This window comes from Xylophilus sp., assembly GCA_009914555.1.
Taxonomy (GTDB): Bacteria; Pseudomonadota; Gammaproteobacteria; order Burkholderiales; family Burkholderiaceae_C; genus WNDY01.
The window spans coordinates 264,731-281,724 of record WNDY01000001.1; the positions used below are offsets into that span (position 1 = coordinate 264,731).

Below are 16,994 nucleotides of genomic sequence, written 5' to 3' on the forward strand. Positions count from 1 at the left end.
CAACGGGTGCGGTCAATCGACATGGCAAATAATGCTTCCTCCGTGCAAGAAAATGGCCTGCTTTTCGTGGCATCCGACGTGGATGCTGCGGACGATGCCGATTTCAATCGCTGGTACGACAGCGAGCATGTCGAAGAGCGCGTGAGAATACCCGGATTTATTTCGGGTGCGCGCTATTTTTCGGCGGGGGGCGGCCGTAAATACCTCGGCCTCTACAGGACCGAGTCGCTCGGCGCCTTCCAAACCGAAGCCTACCCCGCGGCGTTCCAGCGGCAGACGCCTTGGTCGGTCGAGAATCTCGGCCGCATGCGCGATCCGATCCGCCGGGTTTGCGCGGTGCAGTCCGTCACCGGTTTCGGATCGGGAAGCCATTTGGCGGTGATCTTTCTGCCGCTCGAAACTCCGGCGCAGATATTGCGCGATCGCGCGCTGGAAATCGGAAAGAAAATCGCAGATATCGACGGCTTCGTGCAGTCCTATCTGCTGTCTCCGGACACGGCATTGAGCACGCCGCTGCCCAAGGAATCGACCGACGGCCGCCAGCTCCATCCCATGTTTGCGGTCGAAGCCAGCCGGGCCGATGCCATCGATGCGGCCATCGGCGCCGCGAGCGGGATTTTCGACACCGACGCCGCCGAGGCATGGCGGCTGTCGCTGGGCTGGAAGCTGCATTCCGCCGACCTGGCCTGACGGCGCCCACTCGCATCCACCTCGCTTTAGACCACGGGATCTGAAATGAACGGAAATGTCATCAGCGTGCCAGCCGCCGTGCCGGCCGACGCGGTCGCCCGCAAGATGCGGCGGCTGGCCATGACCAGCTCCATCGGCACCACCCTGGAGTGGTACGACTTCACGGTCTACAACCTGATGGCCGCGCTGGTCTTCAACGCGGTCTTCTTTCCGTCCTTCGATCCGATCACCGGCACCATCCTGGCGTTCTCGACCTACGCCGTGGGCTACGTGTCGCGGCCGCTCGGCGGCTTCGTCTTCGGCCACCTGGGCGACCGGCTCGGCCGCCGCTTCGTGCTGGTGGCCACGCTGGTCATCATGGGCTTCACCACCGGCCTGATGGGCCTGCTGCCGACCTATGCCCACTGGGGCGTCTGGGCGCCGGTGGCGCTCGTGGCGCTGCGCTTCGTGCAGGGTGTGGCGCTCGGCGGCGAATGGGCCGGCGCGGTGCTGATCTCCATGGAGCACGGCAAGCCCGACGAGCGCGGCAGGAATGCGTCGTTCACGCAGATCGGCCCGTCGTGCGGCACGCTGATCGGCACCGGCTTCATCGCCCTGGTGTCCGCCTGGCTCAGCTCGGAGGACTTCCTGCGCTGGGGCTGGCGCATCCCGTTCCTCTCCAGCGTCGCGCTGGTGCTGTTCGGCCTGTGGCTGCGCCGCGGCGTGGAAGAAACCCCCGTGTTCCTGGAGATGGAAAAGGCCGAAGCCACGGCCGAGACCCCTATCAAAGACGTGATCGTGCAGCACTGGCGACGCCTGCTGATCGCCGGTGGCTCGCGCATCGGCTCCGATGTGCTGTATGCGCTGGTGGTCGTCTTCACGCTGACCTATGTGACCACCGTGCTGCACCTGTCGCGGCCGACGGCGCTGATGGCCACCATGGTGGGCGCCGTGGTCAATGCGCTGGCGGTGCCGTTCTTCGGCAAGCTGTCGGACCGCTGGGGCCGCCGGCCGGTGTACATCGCCGGTGCGCTGCTCGGCATGGTGTGGGCCTTCGCGTTCTTCTTTCTGATGGACCATGCCCAGCCGCTGACGATCTGCCTGGCCGTGGTGGGTGGCCTGCTGATCCACGCGATGATGTATGGCCCGCAGGCCGCCTTCGTGACCGAACAGTTCCCTGGCCGGGTGCGCTATGCAGGCGCGTCGCTGGCCTATACTCTTGCCGGTATCGTCGGCGGCGGTTTCGCGCCGCTGATCATTGCCTCCGTCTTCAAGGCGACGGGCTCGACGCTGGCCATCTCCGCGTACGTGGTGTTCACCCTGCTGGTGACGGCCGTCGCGCTATTCGCGGCCCGGGTGACGGCGCACAAGCCGCTGGAGCGGGAGGCGGCGGTTCGCTGCCCGCCCGCGGGATGCGGAGGTTCCGGGACAATGACCACCACACCGGCACCTCCGTTCCCGCGATCCGCTCCATGTCCCCTTCGTCCCGCCGCCCGAGCGGCCTGCAGATCACCGTGGTCGACGTCGCCCGCGCCGCGGGCGTCTCGACCATGACGGTCTCGCGCGCCATCAACCATCCGGACTCGCTGCGCGCCGACACGCTGGCGCGGGTCAAGGCGGCGATGGCGGCCACCGGCTACGTGCCCAACCGGCTGGCCAACGGCCTGCGCATGGGCCGCTCGCGCCTGGTGGCCGCGCTGGTGCCCACGCTGTCGGGCCCGATCTTCCTGCCGACCATCGAGATGCTGACCTCGGCGCTGGCCGCGCAGGGCTACCAGCTCATGGTCGGGCAGACCGGCTACAGCGAGGCGCGCGAGGAGGAACTGCTCGACCAGATCCTCGCGCGCCGGCCCGACGGCATCGTGCTCACCGGCGTCATGCACAGCGCCGCGGCACGCCGCAAGGTGCTGGCCGCCGGCATCCCGGTGGTCGAAACCTGGGACCTGGTGCCCGAGCCGATCGACACGCTGGTCGGCTTCTCGCACGAAGCCGTGGGCGCGGCCGTGGCGCGCTTCCTCGTGGCCGAGCGCGGCCGCCGCCGGCTCGCCGTGATCGGCGGCGACGACGCCCGCTCGCTGCGCCGCGCCCGGGCCTTCGCCGCGCAGGCCGAGTCGCTCGGCGCCACGGTGGCCGCGCCGTGCCTCGTGCCGGCCCCGGCCCAGCTGGGCGCCGGCCGCAGCGGCCTGCGCGCGTTGCTGGAGCGCGCGCCCGCGGTGGACGGCATCCTCTGCAGCTCCGACATGCTGGCGCTCGGCGTACTGATCGAGGCCCAGGCCCGGGGCGTCGCGGTGCCCGGCCAAATGGCGGTGGTCGGCTTCGGCGACCTCGCGCTCGCGCAGGACACCGAGCCCGCGCTGACCACCGTGCGCATCGACGGCCAGCGCATCGGCGAGCTGACCGCCGCGCTGCTGCTCCAGCGCATGCAGGACGAGCCGCTGGCCAGCGCGGTGCACGACGTGGGCTTCGCCATCGTGGCGCGCGGCAGCGCGTAGCGTCGATGCACTCTTCACGGCATTGCATTCCGATTTGTTATCGTTAACAATCCTGCGTCGCCTGACGACGTCGGCGCCTCCTTTTTGCCCAACGCAACCGCCATGAGTTCCAGCCCCCTCATCACCGACCTGCGCGCCATTCCCGTGGCCGGCCACGACGACATGCTGCTCAACCTGAGCGGCGCCCATGCCCCCTTCTTCACCCGCAACCTCGTGCTGCTGACCGACAGCGACGGCCGCACCGGCGTAGGCGAGGTGCCGGGCGGCGAGAAGATCCGCCAGACGCTCGAAGACGCGCGCGAACTGCTCGTCGGCCAGCCGGTCGGCAGCTACCTGGGCCTGCTGCAGCGCCTGCAGGCCGCCTTCGCCGAGCGCGACAGCGGCGGCCGCGGGCTCCAGACCTTCGACCTGCGCGTGGCGGTGCATGCCGTCACGGCCATCGAATCGGCCCTGCTCGACCTGCTGGGCCAGCACCTGGGCGTGCCGGTCGCCGCGCTGCTCGGCGAGGGCCAGCAGCGCGACGCGGTGCAGATGCTGGGCTACCTGTTTTATGTGGGCGACCGCAAAAAGACCGACCTGCCGTACCGCAGCGAACCCGATGCCGACAACGACTGGTTCCGCCTGCGCCACGAGGAGGCGCTCACGCCCGAGGCCATCGTGCGCCTGGCCGAGGCCGCGCAGGCGCGCTACGGTTTCCAGGACTTCAAGCTCAAGGGCGGCGTGCTGCGCGGCGAGGACGAGGTCGAGGCCATCCGCGCGCTGCACGCGCGATTCCCCGCGGCGCGCGTCACGCTCGACCCCAACGGCGGCTGGCTGCTGAAGGACGCGGTCCGCCTCACCCGCGACCTGCACGGCGTGATGGCCTATGCCGAGGACCCCTGCGGCGCCGAAGGCGGCTTCTCGGGCCGCGAGGTGATGGCCGAGTTCCGCCGCGCAGCCGGCCTGCCGACGGCCACCAACATGGTCGCCACCGACTGGCGCCAGTTCGTCCATGCGCTCGCGCTGCAGTCGGTCGACATCCCGCTGGCCGATCCGCACTTCTGGACCCTGGCCGGCTCGGTGCGCGTGGCCCAGACTTGCCGCGACTGGGGCCTGACCTGGGGCTCGCACTCCAACAACCACTTCGACGTGTCGCTCGCCATGTTCACCCACGTCGGCGCCGCCGCGCCCGGCAAGGTCACGGCCATCGACACCCACTGGATCTGGCAGGACGGCCAGCGCCTCACCAAGGAGCCGCTCAGGATCGAAGGCGGCTACGTGCAGGTGCCGAAGAAGGGCGGCCTGGGCATCGAGCTCGACATGGCCGAGGTCGAAAAGGCGCACCAGCTCTATCTGCAGCACGGCCTGGGCGCGCGCGACGACGCGGCCGCCATGCAGTACCTGGTGCCGGGCTGGAAGTTCGACCCCAAACGCCCCGCGCTGGTGCGCTGAGCAGGGCGGCCCCCGGGAAGACCACGCATTGCCGGCCCGCGCGCGCGGCCGCATCATCGCCTCCACGGCGGCAGACCCGGCCGCCTACGCCGATGTCCTACCATGGCGGCCGGCCGGGGCATCGCCCCGCACTGAACCGGCGATGCTCAACCTCTTCTCCCGCACCCAGACGCCGGCCGACGGCCCGGCGGGCACCCTGCGCCGCATTCCCGTGGCCGACCTGCGCGAAGGCATGTTCGTGCAGCGCTTCGCCGGCGCCTGGATCAACCATTCGTTCTGGCGCACCGCCTTCCTGGTCGGGGACGCGCAGACCCTGCAGGCGATCCGCGCCAGCGGCATCGGCGAACTCTGGATCGACACCGCCCGCGGGCTCGACGTGGCCGGCGTGCCGCCCCAGCCCACGCCGCCCGTCGCCGGCGGCGGCGATGACGGCGACGCCGCCGAGGACGCGGCCGACGCCATCCCCGACGAGGCGGCCGCCCCGACGGCGCAGGCGCCGGCCGCGGCTGCGCGCGCGGCCGGCCCCGCCAAGGATTTCGACGACGCCCGCCGCATCTGCGCCCACGGCCGCGACGCGGTGGCGGCCATGTTCCACGAACTGCGCATGGGCCGGACGATCCGCTCGGCCGAGGCGATGGCCCTGGTGGAGGACATCGCCGGCTCGGTCGAGCGCCATCCCGAGGCGCTGATCGGCATGGCCCGCCTGAAGCGCGCCGACGACCACACCTTCCTGCATTCGGTGGCCGTCTGCGCGCTCATGGTCGCGCTGGGCCGCCGGCTCGGCCTGCCGGCCGACCTGCAGCGCCAGGCCGGCTTGGCCGGCCTGCTGCACAACATGGGCAAGGCGCAGATGCCGATGGAGATCCTCAACAAGCCCGGCCGGCTGACCGAGGAGGAATTCGCCGTCATCCGCGGCCATGCCGAAGCCGGCTGGGAACTGCTGCGCAGCCACGGCACCGCGCCCGACGCCGTGCTCGACGTGGTGCTGCACCACCACGAGAAGTTCGACGGCAGCGGCTACCCGCACCGGCTGGCCGGCGGGTCGATCACGCTGCCGTCGCGCATGGGCACGGTCTGCGACGTGTACGACGCCGTGACGTCCAACCGGCCCTACAACCGCGGCTGGGACCCGGCCCTGGCGGTGCGCCGCATGCACGGCTGGACCGGCCATTTCGATCCGGCGGTGCTGCAGGCCTTCTTCAAAAGCGTGGGCATCTACCCGAGCGGCGCACTGGTGCGGCTGCGCTCGGGCCGGCTGGCGGTGGTGATGGGTGCGGGCAGCGGTTCGCTGCTGGCGCCCAAGGTGCGGGTCTTCTATTCCACGCTGACCAGCGAACCCATCGTTGCCGAGGTGGTGGACCGGTCGGCGCCGAGTTGCCGCGACCGCATCACGGCGCTGGAGGACCCGGACGTGTGGAAGTTCAAAAACCTCGACACGCTCTGGCTGCCCTAGCAGCGCCACGTTCTTTCAGTCCACGGCAATCCGCGCGTTGCGGATCACGTCGCCAAAGCGCTTCTGCTCGTCCTGCAGGAAGGCCGCGAACTGCTGGGGGGTCTGCGGGAAGGACTCGTAGCCGAAGCTGGCGTACTTTTCGTGCACGGCCGGCGTGTCCAGCGCCTGGGCGATGTCGCGGCGCAGTGTGCCGGTCACGCTGGAAGGCAGCCCGCGCGGCACGGCCAGCACGTTCCCGCCGCTTACCACGAAGTTGGCCGGGCCACCGGACTCGGCCACGGTCGGCACGCTTTCGAAGCCCGCGACCCGCCGGGGCGCCGCCACGGCCAGCAACCGCACCTTGCCGGCGCGGAACAGTGGCCCGGCCGTGCCGCTGGTGCCCAGCGCGAAGCTGAGCTCGCCGTTGGCCACTGCGGTGTAGAGCTGCGTGGTCTCCTTGTAGACCACGTGCTGCATCTGGGTGCCGGTCTGCGCGGCCAGCAGTTCGGAGCCCAGGTGCACCGGGTTGCCGATGGACCAGGAGCCGTAGTTGAGCTGCCCCGGCCGCGCCCGCGCGTCGGCGATCAGGTCGCCGGCCGTCTTGTAGGGGCTGTTGGCAGCCACCGTGATGAAGAAATAGGTGCGGAACAGCGGCACCAGCGGATCGAAGTCCGCGTTCACGTCGTAGGGCAGCTTCTTGAAGAGGGCCGGGTAGGCCGCGAGGTGCACGTTGTCGAGCTGAATGATGTCGGTGCCGTCCTTGGCGCCGCGCTTGAACGCCTCGATGGCGATGAAGCCGTTGCCGCCGGGCCGGTTGTCCACCAGCACCGGCTGGTTCCAGGTGCGCGACAGCCGGTCGGCCAGGACGCGGGCCGTGCCGTCGGGCCCGCCGCCCACCGGGAACGGCGTGATGATGCGCACCGGCTTGCCCGGAAAGCCGCTGCCGCCGGCCGGCTGGGCATGCAGGGCCGGGGCCGCCAGCAGGCCTGCGGCGGCCATGAGGCGGCGCCGGGTCCATGCAGCCGAGAGGGAAGGAAATGGATGGGTCATGGTGTGTCTCCTGTCGAATCTTTTGTGGTGGGAAGCGAGGCGGTTCAGGCCAGTGGCAGGCCGACGTAATTCTCTGCGAGTGCGGCAGCGGCGGCTTCGGACCCGACCAGATAGCCCAGTTCCGCCTCCTGCAGCTTCTGGCCGAACGCGCCGGTCTCCGGAAAGTGGTGCATCAGCGAGGTAAACCACCACGAGAAGCGTTCGGCCCGCCAGACGCGCTGGAGGCAGCGCTGCGAATAGTGGTCGATGCCGGCGGTGCTGTGCTCGCGGTAGTGGTCGGTCAGGGCGTCGAACAGGAAGCCGACGTCCGAGGCCGCCAGGTTCAGCCCCTTGGCACCGGTCGGCGGGACGATGTGGGCCGCGTCGCCGGCCAGGAACAGCCGGCCGAAGCGCATCGGCTCGGCGACGAAGCTGCGCAGCGGCGCGATGCTCATCTCCAGCGCCGGCCCGCTGACGAGCCGCTCGCGCGCCTCCGGGTCCAGCCGCAGGCGCAGCTCGTCCCAGAAGGCCGCTTCGGTCCAGTCCTGCACCTTCTGCTCCGCCGGCACCTGGAGGTAGTAGCGGCTGCGTGTCGCGCTGCGCATGCTGCACAGCGCGAAGCCGCGCGGCGTATGGGCATAGATGAGTTCGTCGGAAACCGGCGGCACATCCGCGAGCACGCCGAGCCAGCCGAAGGGATAGACCTTTTCGTAGGTGCGCAGCGCAGCGGCGGGCACCGCGCGCCGGCTGGCACCGTGGTAGCCGTCGCAGCCGGCGATGAAATCGCACTGCAGCGTCGTGCGCTGTCCGTTTTGGAAGAAGCTAACCGACGGATGCGGTCCGTCGATATCGTGCAGCTGCACGTCCTGGGCCCCGTACACCGACGTCAGGCCGGCCGCGGCGCGGGCCTCCATCAGGTCGTGCGTCACCTCGGTCTGCCCGTACACCATGACCCGCTTGCCGCCCGAGAGCCGGTGCAGGTCGATGCGGTGGCGCCGTCCCTCGAACAGCAGTTCGATGCCGTCGGGCGGCAGGCCTTCCTCGCGGGCGCGGCGCCCGACGCCGGCCCGGTCGAGCAGGTCGAGGGTCGTCTGCTCCAGCACCCCGGCGCGGATGCGGCTGCGCACGTGCTCGGCGGTCTGGCGTTCGATGACCACGTTGTCGATGCCGGCCGTATGCAGCAGCTGGCCGAGCAGCAGGCCGGCCGGGCCGGCGCCGATGATTGCGATGGGGGTCCGCACGATCGTGTCTCCGTTGTGAATCTATGCGCCGCACGATAGGACGGCGGCCGTTTGATGCAAAGCAAGAAACGGCGGGTTCTGTGCGAATATCGGATGCGTTGCGCGATCACCGCGCAAAGGAGACGTGGCGCATGGCGGCAATGGCAGCGGCGGATTTCACCGCGGGCATGGACAAGGGCATGGCCGTGCTGGAGAGTTTCGACACTGAGCGCCAGCGGCTCAACGCCACGCTGGCGGCGCAGCGCGCCGGCCTCACGCGCGCCGCGGCCCGGCGGCATCTGCTCACGCTGGCCCACCTGGGCTATCTGGAGACCGACGGCAGCTACTTCTGGCTGTCGGCCAAGGTGCTGCGCTTCTCCGGCAGCTACCTCGCTTCGGCGCGGTTGCCACGCGTGGTGCAGCCCACGCTGAACCAGCTGGCCGCGGCCACGCAGCAATCCTTCTCGGCCGTGGTGCTGGACGAGGACGAGGTGGTCATCGTGGCGCGCAGCGGCGTGTACGGGGCGCCGCAGCGGGTCACGGCCTACGGGCTGCACCTGGGCGCGCGGCTGCCGGCCCATGCCACATCCACGGGGCGCATGCTGCTCGCGGTGATGGAGCCGGTGGCCTTGCGGTCCTGGCTGGCGGGGCGCACCCTGGCGCGGCTGACGACCACGACCACCACGCGCATCGCCGACCTGCGCCGCCAGATCGCCGAGGCGCGGCGCAACGACTGGTGCTTGGCCCGCGACGAACACGAGCTCGGCGTGAAGGCGCTGGCCGTTCCGCTGCGCAACATGGAAGGCCGCGCGGTGGCCGCGTTGAACGTGGTCTTCGGTGCCGGCGCGCCGGCCGACGACGTCCAGCTGCAGCGGGACTACCTGCCAGTGCTGATCGAAGCCGCACGCGAGATGCGCACGCTGCTCTAGCCGCAGCGTGCCGCATCGGCGGGCACTAGATGTCGTAGAGCGAGCTGCTCGATGTACCGCTCAGGGCCTGCTCGACCACGGCGCGCGTGAGCGTCGGCGCGAACGACTCGATGAACGCATAGACGTAGCCGCGCAGGTAGCTGCCGCGGCGCACCGCGAGCTTGGTCAGGTTGATGCCGAACAGCGCGCCCGCGTCGATGGCGCGCAGCTGCAGGTCGCGCTCGGCCTCGTAGGCGATGGAGGCCACCACGCCCACGCCCAGGCCCAGCTCCACATAGGTCTTGATCACGTCGGCGTCCATCGCGCTCAGCACGATGTTGGGCGACAGGTGCTGGTGCGCGAACGCCTCGTCGATGTGCGAGCGGCCGGTGAAGCCCATGTCGTAGGTGATCAGCGGGTACTCGGCCAGGCGCGCCAGCGTCAGCGGCTCGTCCAGCAGCGCATGGCCCGGCGGCACGATCACCGAATGCGTCCAGCGGTAGCAGGGCAGGGCGACCAGGTCGTCGTACTGCGTCAGCGCCTCGGTGGCGATGCCCACGTCGGCCTCGCCCGACAGCAGCATCTCGGCGATCTGCTTGGGCGAGCCCTGGTGCAGGTTGAGCTTGACGTTGGGAAAGTGCGAGCGGAACTCCTGCACGGCGGTGGGCAGCGCATAGCGCGCCTGCGAGTGCGTGGCCGCGATCGACAGCTTGCCGCTCTGCTGCGCCACGAACTCCTGGCCGGCGCGGCGCAGGTTGGTGCTGTCGAGCAGGATGCGTTCGATGATCGGCAGCACGTGGCCGCCGGGCTCGGTCAGCCCCGTGAGCCGCTTGCCGGCCCGCACGAAGAGTTCGATGCCGAGTTCTTCCTCCAGCTCCCGGATCTGCCGGCTCACGCCGGGCTGCGAGGTGTGCAGCGCGTTGGCCACTTCCGTCAGGTTGAAGCTGCAGCGCACGGTCTCCCGGACGGAGCGCAATTGCTGAAAGTTCATATCAAACCGCTTTCCAAATAACCAAACAGATTATTAGACGGGCCTCTTATGCCTCAAACGACCGAATCGTTGGTTTGATATGGCTCAATTATCTTTGCCGGACGCACGACAGCCCGCCGCGGCGGCTGCAGCGGCGGGCTTGACGGGCGGGAATGGGCGGGAATGGGCGGGAATGGGCGGGAATGGGCGGGAATGGGCGCCAATGTAGGTGCCGCCCCGGGACTGGCGAACGAAGAATGCGGAGCATGGATATGCGCCGCGCGGCGGGGGGCTCAGCGGGGAGCGAGCACGGCCATCGTGATGCGCGAGACGCAGGTCAGCTGGCCTGCCTCGTTGGCCAAGTCGATCTGCCAGACCTGGGTGGTGCGGCCGGCATGCACGCGGCGCGCGGTGCCGGTCACCCAACCGCTGGTCACGGCGCGCAGGTGGTTGGCGTTGATGTCCAGCCCCACGGCGCGGTGGCCTGGCGGCACCGAATAGACCGCGCCGATGGAGCCCAGCGTTTCGGCCAGCACCACCGAGACGCCGCCGTGCAGCAGGCCGTAGGGCTGGCGGGTGCGGGCATCCACCGGCACGCGGCCGCGCAGGAAGTCGTCGCCGATCTCCACGATCTCGATGCCCAGGTGGCTGATGGCGGTGTCGGCGCCCGAGGCGTTGAGGAGGTCGATGCTGATGGGCTGCGTCCAGATGGGCATGGCGTTCTTGTTTCAGGGTCGAAGGGCTGCCATTGTCGGCAGCTGCGGCAGGCCGTGCAGCCACCTGTGCGACTCAGGGGTATACCCCTGTAGCGCCGAGAAAACGCGCGCTAGAAGACCCCAGACCGAGGAGTATCAGCCGCGCCTGCCCAGCAGCGCCCAGAGGATGACCGCGCCGAAGGTCGCGGTGCCGATGCCGCCGAGCGCGAAGTCGCCGAACTTCAGCGTGAAGTCGCCGGTGCCGACGATCAGCGTGATCGCCGCGACCACGAGGTTGTCGTTGCGCGAGAAGTCGACCCGGTTGTCGACCCAGATCTTGGCGCCCGAGATGGCGATCAGGCCGAACACCACGATCGAGACGCCGCCCATCACCGGCAGCGGAATCGCCTGGATCACCGCGCCGAACTTCGGCGAGAAGCCCAGCAGCACCGCGATGGCCGCGGCCACCACGAACACCGCGGTCGAGTAGATGCGCGTGGCGGCCATCACGCCGATGTTCTCGGCATAGGTGGTCACGCCGGTGCCGCCCACACCGCCCGAGACGATGGTCGCCACGCCGTCGCCGATGAAGGCGCGGCCGATGTAGGGGTCGAGGTTGCGGCCGGTCATCGCCGTCACCGCCTTCAGGTGGCCCAGGTTCTCGGCCACGAGGATCACCGCCACCGGCACGATCAGCAGCAGCACGTGGGCGCTGAACGCGGGCGCGGTGAAGACCGGCAGGCCGAACCAGGCCGCCGCGGCCACGCCCGACAGGTCCACCGGCCGGCCCCACCCCAGGCCGTTGGTCAGCAGTGCATAGAACACCGTTGCCAGCACCAGCCCGGCCAGGATCAGCAGCCGCTGCAGCATGCCGCGCGCGAACACCGCCACCGCGGCCACGCTCAGGAAGGTGAGCGCCTGCATCCAGGCGTCGAAGTTGCCCTGCGCCATGTTCTTGACCGGCACGGCCGCGAGGTTCAGGCCGATCACCGCGACGATCGCGCCGGTCACCACCGGCGGCATGAAGCGCTCGATCCAGCCGGTCCCGGCGGCCTGCACCAGCAGGCCGATCAGCACGTAGGCGACGCCGCAGCCCACGATGCCGCCGAGCGTCACGGCGGTGTTGGCGTTCGGCCTCTGGCCCGCGTAGCCGGTGGCCGCGATCACCACGCCGATGAAGGCGAAGCTCGACCCGAGGTAGCTCGGCACCCGCCCGCGCGTGAGCGCGAAGAAGATCAGCGTGCCGATGCCGCTCATCAGGATCGCGAGGTTTGGGTTGAAGCCCATGAGGATCGGCGCGAGCACCGTCGCGCCGAACATGGCTACCACGTGCTGCAGGCCCATCGCCGCGGTCTGGCCCCAGGGCAGGCGCTCGTCGGGCGCGACGACCGCGCCCGGCGCGGGCCGCACCTCGCGCCAGCGGACGAAGGGGGTGGACGGTGGGGACGGATCTTCTGTTGGCGGCACGGCGCGCTCCTGTTTTGTGAGGGGATGTGACGGGCGGGAGTGTAGAGACTCGGCCCGGGGTAAGTTTGCGGACGATCTCCTGCGGCTCCCTCCCGCCTTCCACCGCGCCCGTGCCGACCCCCGCCCCCTCTCCCCAACGCCGCATCCATGCCGGCTGGATCGCCGCCGGCATCGTCCTCGCGCTGATCGCCGGGGCCGCGGGCGCCGTCGCCTGGTGGCTGCCCAGCGACGACGAACTGGCGCGCCGTCTGGAGGCCGAGGCTTCGGCCCTGCTCGGCCAGCCGGTCACCATCGGCGCGCTGCACTGGACGCTGCGGCCCCAGCCTACGCTGGTGCTGACCGACGTGCGCGCGGCCGGGCAGGGCGCGGGGCGGGCGGGGAATGGTGGTGAAGACGGCGAAGACGACGGCAAGGACGAGGGGGCAGGCCCGGCCTCCACGGCCGGCACGCCGTCGCCCACCAGTCCGCTCACCGCCGCCCGCATCACCGCCCGGGCGCGCTGGGCCCAGCTGCTCGGGCGGCGCGAGGTCGCGCTGACCGAACTCACGGTCGACAACGCCAACGTGCCGCAGCGCACGCTCTCCACCTTCCGCATCCAGCTGCCGCAGGGCGCGGCCGGCCTGCCGTGGGGCCTGCGGCTGGCGGCCGTGCCGCTGGAGCATGCCGCCTGGACCGACCTGCGCTGGATCGGCCGGCGCGGCCGCGCGCTCGCCTACGCGGGCGAGGCCGATTTCGACACCGGCTGGCGCCCGCGCCACGCCCGGCTGGAGCGGCCGGGTGCGGCCACGCCCACGCGCCTGGTCCTGACCCGCGAATCGCCCGAGGCCGACCGCTGGCGCGCCGAAGTCACCGCCGGCGGCCGCACCGCGCCCGGCGGCCGGCCGCGCTGGCGCATCACCGGCGCGGTGGACTTCCAGGGCGTGGACGTGCCGCAGCTGCTCGGCGCCTTCGGCCGACGCTCGCTGGTCGACGGCCGGGCCGCCGGCCACACCGACCTGGATGCGCAGGGCGACGGCCCGGCCACGCTGGCACGCTCGCTGCACAGCCGCACCCGCTTCCACATGGCGCCAGCGACGCTGCGCGGCTTCGACCTGGAGCAGGCCGTCAAGAGCGCGGGGCGCCAGCGCGGCGGCAGCACGCCGCTCGACCGGCTCGACGGCACGGTCGACACCCAGGCCGACCGCGGCGGCACCATCGTGCGCTACAGCGGCCTGCGGGCCACCTCGGGCGTGCTGACCGCCACCGGCAGCGCGGTCGTGCAGGACCGGCGGCTCAAGGGCGACGTGGCGGTGGACCTGGTGGACGGTGTCGTCGGCGTGCCGCTCGAATTCGGCGGCACGGTATCCCAGCCCACGCTCTCGCTGCCGCCGGGCGCCATCGCCGGCGCGGCCGTGGGCACCGCCATTGCGCCGGGCATCGGCACGGCGCTGGGCGCGCGCATCGGCGAGACGGTGCGGCGCATCTTCGGCGGCGACGATGCAAAGCCGCCCCCGCCCGCGCGCCGGCAGCGCAGTGCCCCGGCCGGGCAGTGACCGCGGCACCCGCCCCGGGGACGGGCGACTACCATCGGCCCATGCCCCCTGACATCGACGACCCCAACGCATTCGCCGGCGCAGACGACAGCCCGGCCGCCATCCACACCGCCTTGCTCTGGCACGACAGCGGCTGGCGCGCCCGCATCGTCAAGAACGAGGAGGACGACGGCTGGGCCGTCGAGATGCACCGCGACGGCGGCCCCGAACCCGCGCTGACCGGCCCGTGGACCATGGGCCGCGACAAGAAGAACCCCAAGCCGCTCGACGCGCCGGCCTTCCACACGCTCGTCAAGACCGCCAGCGAAGTCATCCGCCGCCACGAGCAGCAGTTGCACGCGCGCCTGCACCGGCAGTTCGACGTCACCGCTGCCGACGGCGCCCGCTACACCTTGGCGCTGGACATCGTGCCCGACGAGAACGACCCTCATGCATGGCTCAGCGCGACGGATGCCAGCGGCGCGCAGGTGGCGCGCGAGCGCGTGCGACCGGATTTCCGGTTGACGGCGGCCGCCGGCGGGGCCTGGGTGGAAGGCGGGTTCGGCCGGCCGGGATGAGTGCGGCGGCGGCGGGTGCCGGCCTGCCTGCGCCCCGCAGGATGCAACGTCGTGTCGCAACCTCCCGCGCCAGCCGCCCTAGCATGGTCCGATGCCCTCCGATCGCCCCGCCGCTTCCGCCGCGCGCCGTCGCACCGGGCCGCGCAAGCACGACTTCCCCGTCGCCGACGTTCGCCGCTACCTCGAACCCGGCCCCATCGTCCTGGTCTCCTCGCGCCACGGCGGCCGCGACAACCTCATGACGATGGGCTGGCACACGGTGATGGAATTCACCCCGTCGCTTGTCGGCTGCGTGATTGCCTCGTCCAACCACAGCCACCGCATGGTGCGCGACAGCGGCCAGTGCGTGATCAACCTGCCGACGATGGCACTGCTGGACACGGTGGTCAAGGTCGGCAACAGCAGCGGCGCCGAGGTGGACAAGTTCGCCGCCTTCGGCCTGACCGCCGCGCCGGCCGGCGAGGTCGACGCGCCGCTGGTGGCCGAATGCCATGCGAACTTCGAATGCCGGCTGCACGACGATGCGCTGGTCGACCGCTACGACTTCTTCATCCTCGAAGTGGTCAAGGCGCACGTGGCCCGCACGCCGAAGCATCCGCGCACGGTGCATTACACGGGGGACGGCCGGTTCGTCGTCGCGGGCCGCACGGTGAGCCGGCGCGGCCTGTTCCGCCCGGGCATGCTCTGAACGCCGGAGCCCGGGCGCGCCCACCGCGATTTCCGGCGGCTTCCTACAGCGCGGCAGGCGGGCCCGGCGCATAACGACGGATCGCAGGACGATCGATCCATCCAGGGAGCCCGACCATGACCCTCATTGCCAGCGACGAACTCACCGACGGCCGCCACATCGAACTGCCGCCCGAGGCGGGCGACGTGAACGCGCCGCGCTTCGAGCCGAACGACGGCTGGCTGCGCGCGGCCGAGCCGGCGGCGCAGAAGGCGGCCATCTGGCGCTGGTTCGCCACCCGTTACGAAGAGATCGAGACGACCACGCCGTCCGAGGCCACGGGCGACACGCTCGAGCCGCAGGGCGGCACGGTGGCGCTCGACGCGACGCTGCGCGAGCGCTTCGCCGAAGTGGTGCCGGCCGAGGTGCTCGACGGGCTGATCCAGCAGGCGCAGTCCCGCGCCGGCAACGACTGGACGCCGCACAGGCTGGACAAGGCCGGCAGCTGACCACGTCGCCCGCGCCTACTTCCCGATACAGAACTTCGAGAAGATCACCCCCAGCAAATCGTCCGACGTGAATTCGCCGGTGATCTCGCCGAGCGCGTTCTGCGCCAGGCGCAGTTCCTCGGCCAGCAGGTCCAGCGCCGGCACCGTCGAATGCAGGTGCAGCGCGGCGGCCGACAGGTGCTCGCCGGCGCGCGCGAGCGCCTGCACGTGACGTTCGCGCGCGATGTAGATGCCCTCGGGCGCGGACTGCCAGCCGGCGATGTCCAGCAGCCGGCGGCGCAGCGCGTCCAGTCCTTCGCCGGTGCGGGCCGACAGGTGCAGGCCGCCTTGGGCCGGCGCAGGCAGGTCGCCTTCGACGGCGTCGCGCTTGTTGCCGACCTCGACGACGGGCACGCCGCGCGGCAGCCGCGCGGCGATCGCCGCGTCGGCCGCTTGCGCGTCGGCGTCGCCGGCGCGCGTCAAGTCGCGCAGGAAGACCACCGCGTCGGCCGCGGCGATCTCGGCCCAGGCGCGGGCGATGCCGATGCGCTCGACCGTGTCCTCGCTCTCGCGCAGGCCCGCGGTGTCCACCACGTGCAGCGGCACGCCTTCGATCTGGATCGTCTGCGTCACCTTGTCGCGCGTGGTGCCGGCGATCGGCGTGACGATGGCGAGTTCGGCGCCCGCGAGCGCGTTGAGCAGCGAGCTTTTGCCGGCGTTGGGCTGGCCGGCGATCACAACGGTGATGCCCTCGCGCAGCAGCGCGCCCTGGCGCGCGCGTTGCGCCACGCCGTCGCGCAGTTGCTGGAGTCTGTGCAGTTGGCCGGCCGCATCGGCTTTCTCCAGGAAATCGATGTCCTCCTCGGGAAAGTCCAGCGTGGCCTCGACCAGCATGCGCAGGTGCACCAGCGCGTCGCGCAGCGCATGCACCTCCTGCGAGAAGGCGCCCGAGAGCGAGCGGCCGGCGCTGCGGGCCGCGGCTTCGGTGCTCGCGTCGATCAGGTCGGCGACCGCCTCGGCCTGGGCCAGGTCGAGCTTGCCGTTGAGGAAGGCGCGCTCGGTGAATTCGCCGGGCCGCGCCACGCGCAGCGCCGGCAGCACGCCGCCGGCGGCGACTTCGAGGCAGCGCGCGAGCAGCAGCTGCAGCACGACCGGCCCGCCGTGGGCCTGCAGCTCCAGCACGTCCTCGCCGGTGTACGAATGCGGCGCCGGAAAGTGCAGCGCCAGGCCGTGGTCGATGGCCTGGCCGGCGCCGTCCTTGAACGCCAGGTAGGTCGCCTCGCGCGCGCGTAGCGTGCGGCCGAGCAGCGCCTGCACGAGGCCGCCGAGGCCGCGGCCCGAGATGCGGACGATGCCGACGCCGCCGCGCCCCGGGGCGGTGGCGACGGCAGCGATGGGGTCATGGTGGCGGGCTAACATACTCTGGCCTCCATCCGT

At 71.1% G+C, this 16,994-nt stretch carries 16 protein-coding genes; 10 read left to right on the top strand and 6 right to left on the bottom strand.

What is annotated here, in order from left to right:
• Positions 1-21 precede the first annotated feature (21 nt).
• From GAK38_RS01285 to GAK38_RS01305, 5 genes are all read left to right on the top strand, one after another.
• Complete coding sequence (locus GAK38_RS01285) at positions 22-690, top strand: hypothetical protein (protein WP_443089140.1); 669 nt, start codon at positions 22-24, stop codon at positions 688-690.
• Between the two features lie 45 nt (positions 691-735).
• Positions 736-2,223, top strand: coding sequence for an MFS transporter (locus tag GAK38_RS01290; protein ID WP_325340716.1), 1,488 nt, complete (start codon positions 736-738; stop codon positions 2,221-2,223).
• A complete protein-coding gene (locus GAK38_RS01295) occupies positions 2,142-3,161 on the top strand; it encodes a LacI family DNA-binding transcriptional regulator (protein ID WP_325340718.1) in 1,020 nt (339 codons plus the stop codon). Before GAK38_RS01290 ends, GAK38_RS01295 begins: the two co-directional genes overlap by 82 nt.
• Positions 3,162-3,263: 102 nt before the next feature.
• Positions 3,264-4,592, top strand: coding sequence for a glucarate dehydratase (gudD, locus tag GAK38_RS01300; protein ID WP_325340720.1), 1,329 nt, complete (start codon positions 3,264-3,266; stop codon positions 4,590-4,592).
• A gap of 142 nt (positions 4,593-4,734) precedes the next feature.
• Positions 4,735-6,045 carry an HD-GYP domain-containing protein gene (locus GAK38_RS01305; RefSeq protein ID WP_325340722.1) on the top strand — a complete coding sequence of 437 codons (1,311 nt, stop codon included), beginning with the start codon at positions 4,735-4,737 and terminating at the stop codon, positions 6,043-6,045.
• A gap of 15 nt (positions 6,046-6,060) precedes the next feature.
• On the opposite strand, the gene GAK38_RS01310 is transcribed toward GAK38_RS01305, so the two are convergent.
• On the bottom strand, positions 6,061-7,074 hold the full coding sequence (locus GAK38_RS01310) for a Bug family tripartite tricarboxylate transporter substrate binding protein (RefSeq protein WP_325340723.1): 1,014 nt from the start codon (positions 7,072-7,074) through the stop codon (positions 6,061-6,063).
• Between the two features lie 44 nt (positions 7,075-7,118).
• Positions 7,119-8,294, bottom strand: coding sequence for a 4-hydroxybenzoate 3-monooxygenase (pobA, locus tag GAK38_RS01315; protein WP_325340725.1), 1,176 nt, complete (start codon positions 8,292-8,294; stop codon positions 7,119-7,121).
• Positions 8,295-8,425: 131 nt separating this feature from the next.
• Between pobA and GAK38_RS01320 the strand changes: the two genes are divergently transcribed.
• Positions 8,426-9,202: an IclR family transcriptional regulator domain-containing protein gene (locus tag GAK38_RS01320; protein ID WP_325340726.1), complete on the top strand. Its 777-nt coding sequence runs from the start codon at positions 8,426-8,428 to the stop codon at positions 9,200-9,202.
• A 25-nt stretch (positions 9,203-9,227) separates the two neighbouring features.
• Here the strand turns inward: GAK38_RS01320 and GAK38_RS01325 are convergent, their stop codons facing one another.
• From GAK38_RS01325 to GAK38_RS01335, 3 genes are all read right to left on the bottom strand, one after another.
• Positions 9,228-10,172, bottom strand: a complete 945-nt coding sequence (locus GAK38_RS01325) for a CysB family HTH-type transcriptional regulator (RefSeq protein ID WP_325340727.1) — start codon at positions 10,170-10,172, stop codon at positions 9,228-9,230.
• Positions 10,173-10,444: 272 nt separating this feature from the next.
• A complete protein-coding gene (locus tag GAK38_RS01330; protein ID WP_325340729.1) occupies positions 10,445-10,867 on the bottom strand; it encodes a hotdog fold thioesterase in 423 nt (140 codons plus the stop codon).
• A 135-nt stretch (positions 10,868-11,002) separates the two neighbouring features.
• On the bottom strand, positions 11,003-12,256 hold the full coding sequence (locus GAK38_RS01335; RefSeq protein ID WP_325340889.1) for a solute carrier family 23 protein: 1,254 nt from the start codon (positions 12,254-12,256) through the stop codon (positions 11,003-11,005).
• 167 nt (positions 12,257-12,423) lie between these two features.
• On the opposite strand from GAK38_RS01335, the gene GAK38_RS01340 reads away from it, so the two are divergent.
• The 4 genes from GAK38_RS01340 (at position 12,424) to GAK38_RS01355 (ending at position 15,578) form a co-directional block, all read left to right on the top strand.
• Positions 12,424-13,845: a hypothetical protein gene (locus GAK38_RS01340; RefSeq protein ID WP_325340731.1), complete on the top strand. Its 1,422-nt coding sequence runs from the start codon at positions 12,424-12,426 to the stop codon at positions 13,843-13,845.
• A 41-nt stretch (positions 13,846-13,886) separates the two neighbouring features.
• A complete protein-coding gene (locus GAK38_RS01345) occupies positions 13,887-14,402 on the top strand; it encodes a hypothetical protein (RefSeq protein ID WP_325340733.1) in 516 nt (171 codons plus the stop codon).
• 91 nt (positions 14,403-14,493) lie between these two features.
• Entirely contained in the window at positions 14,494-15,090 is a 597-nt protein-coding gene (locus tag GAK38_RS01350; RefSeq protein WP_325340735.1) for a flavin reductase family protein, read from the top strand.
• Between the two features lie 116 nt (positions 15,091-15,206).
• Complete coding sequence (locus GAK38_RS01355) at positions 15,207-15,578, top strand: hypothetical protein (protein WP_325340736.1); 372 nt, start codon at positions 15,207-15,209, stop codon at positions 15,576-15,578.
• Positions 15,579-15,593: 15 nt separating this feature from the next.
• Here the strand turns inward: GAK38_RS01355 and mnmE are convergent, their stop codons facing one another.
• Positions 15,594-16,976, bottom strand: coding sequence for a tRNA uridine-5-carboxymethylaminomethyl(34) synthesis GTPase MnmE (gene mnmE, locus GAK38_RS01360; protein WP_325340738.1), 1,383 nt, complete (start codon positions 16,974-16,976; stop codon positions 15,594-15,596).
• Positions 16,977-16,994: the final 18 nt, after the last annotated feature.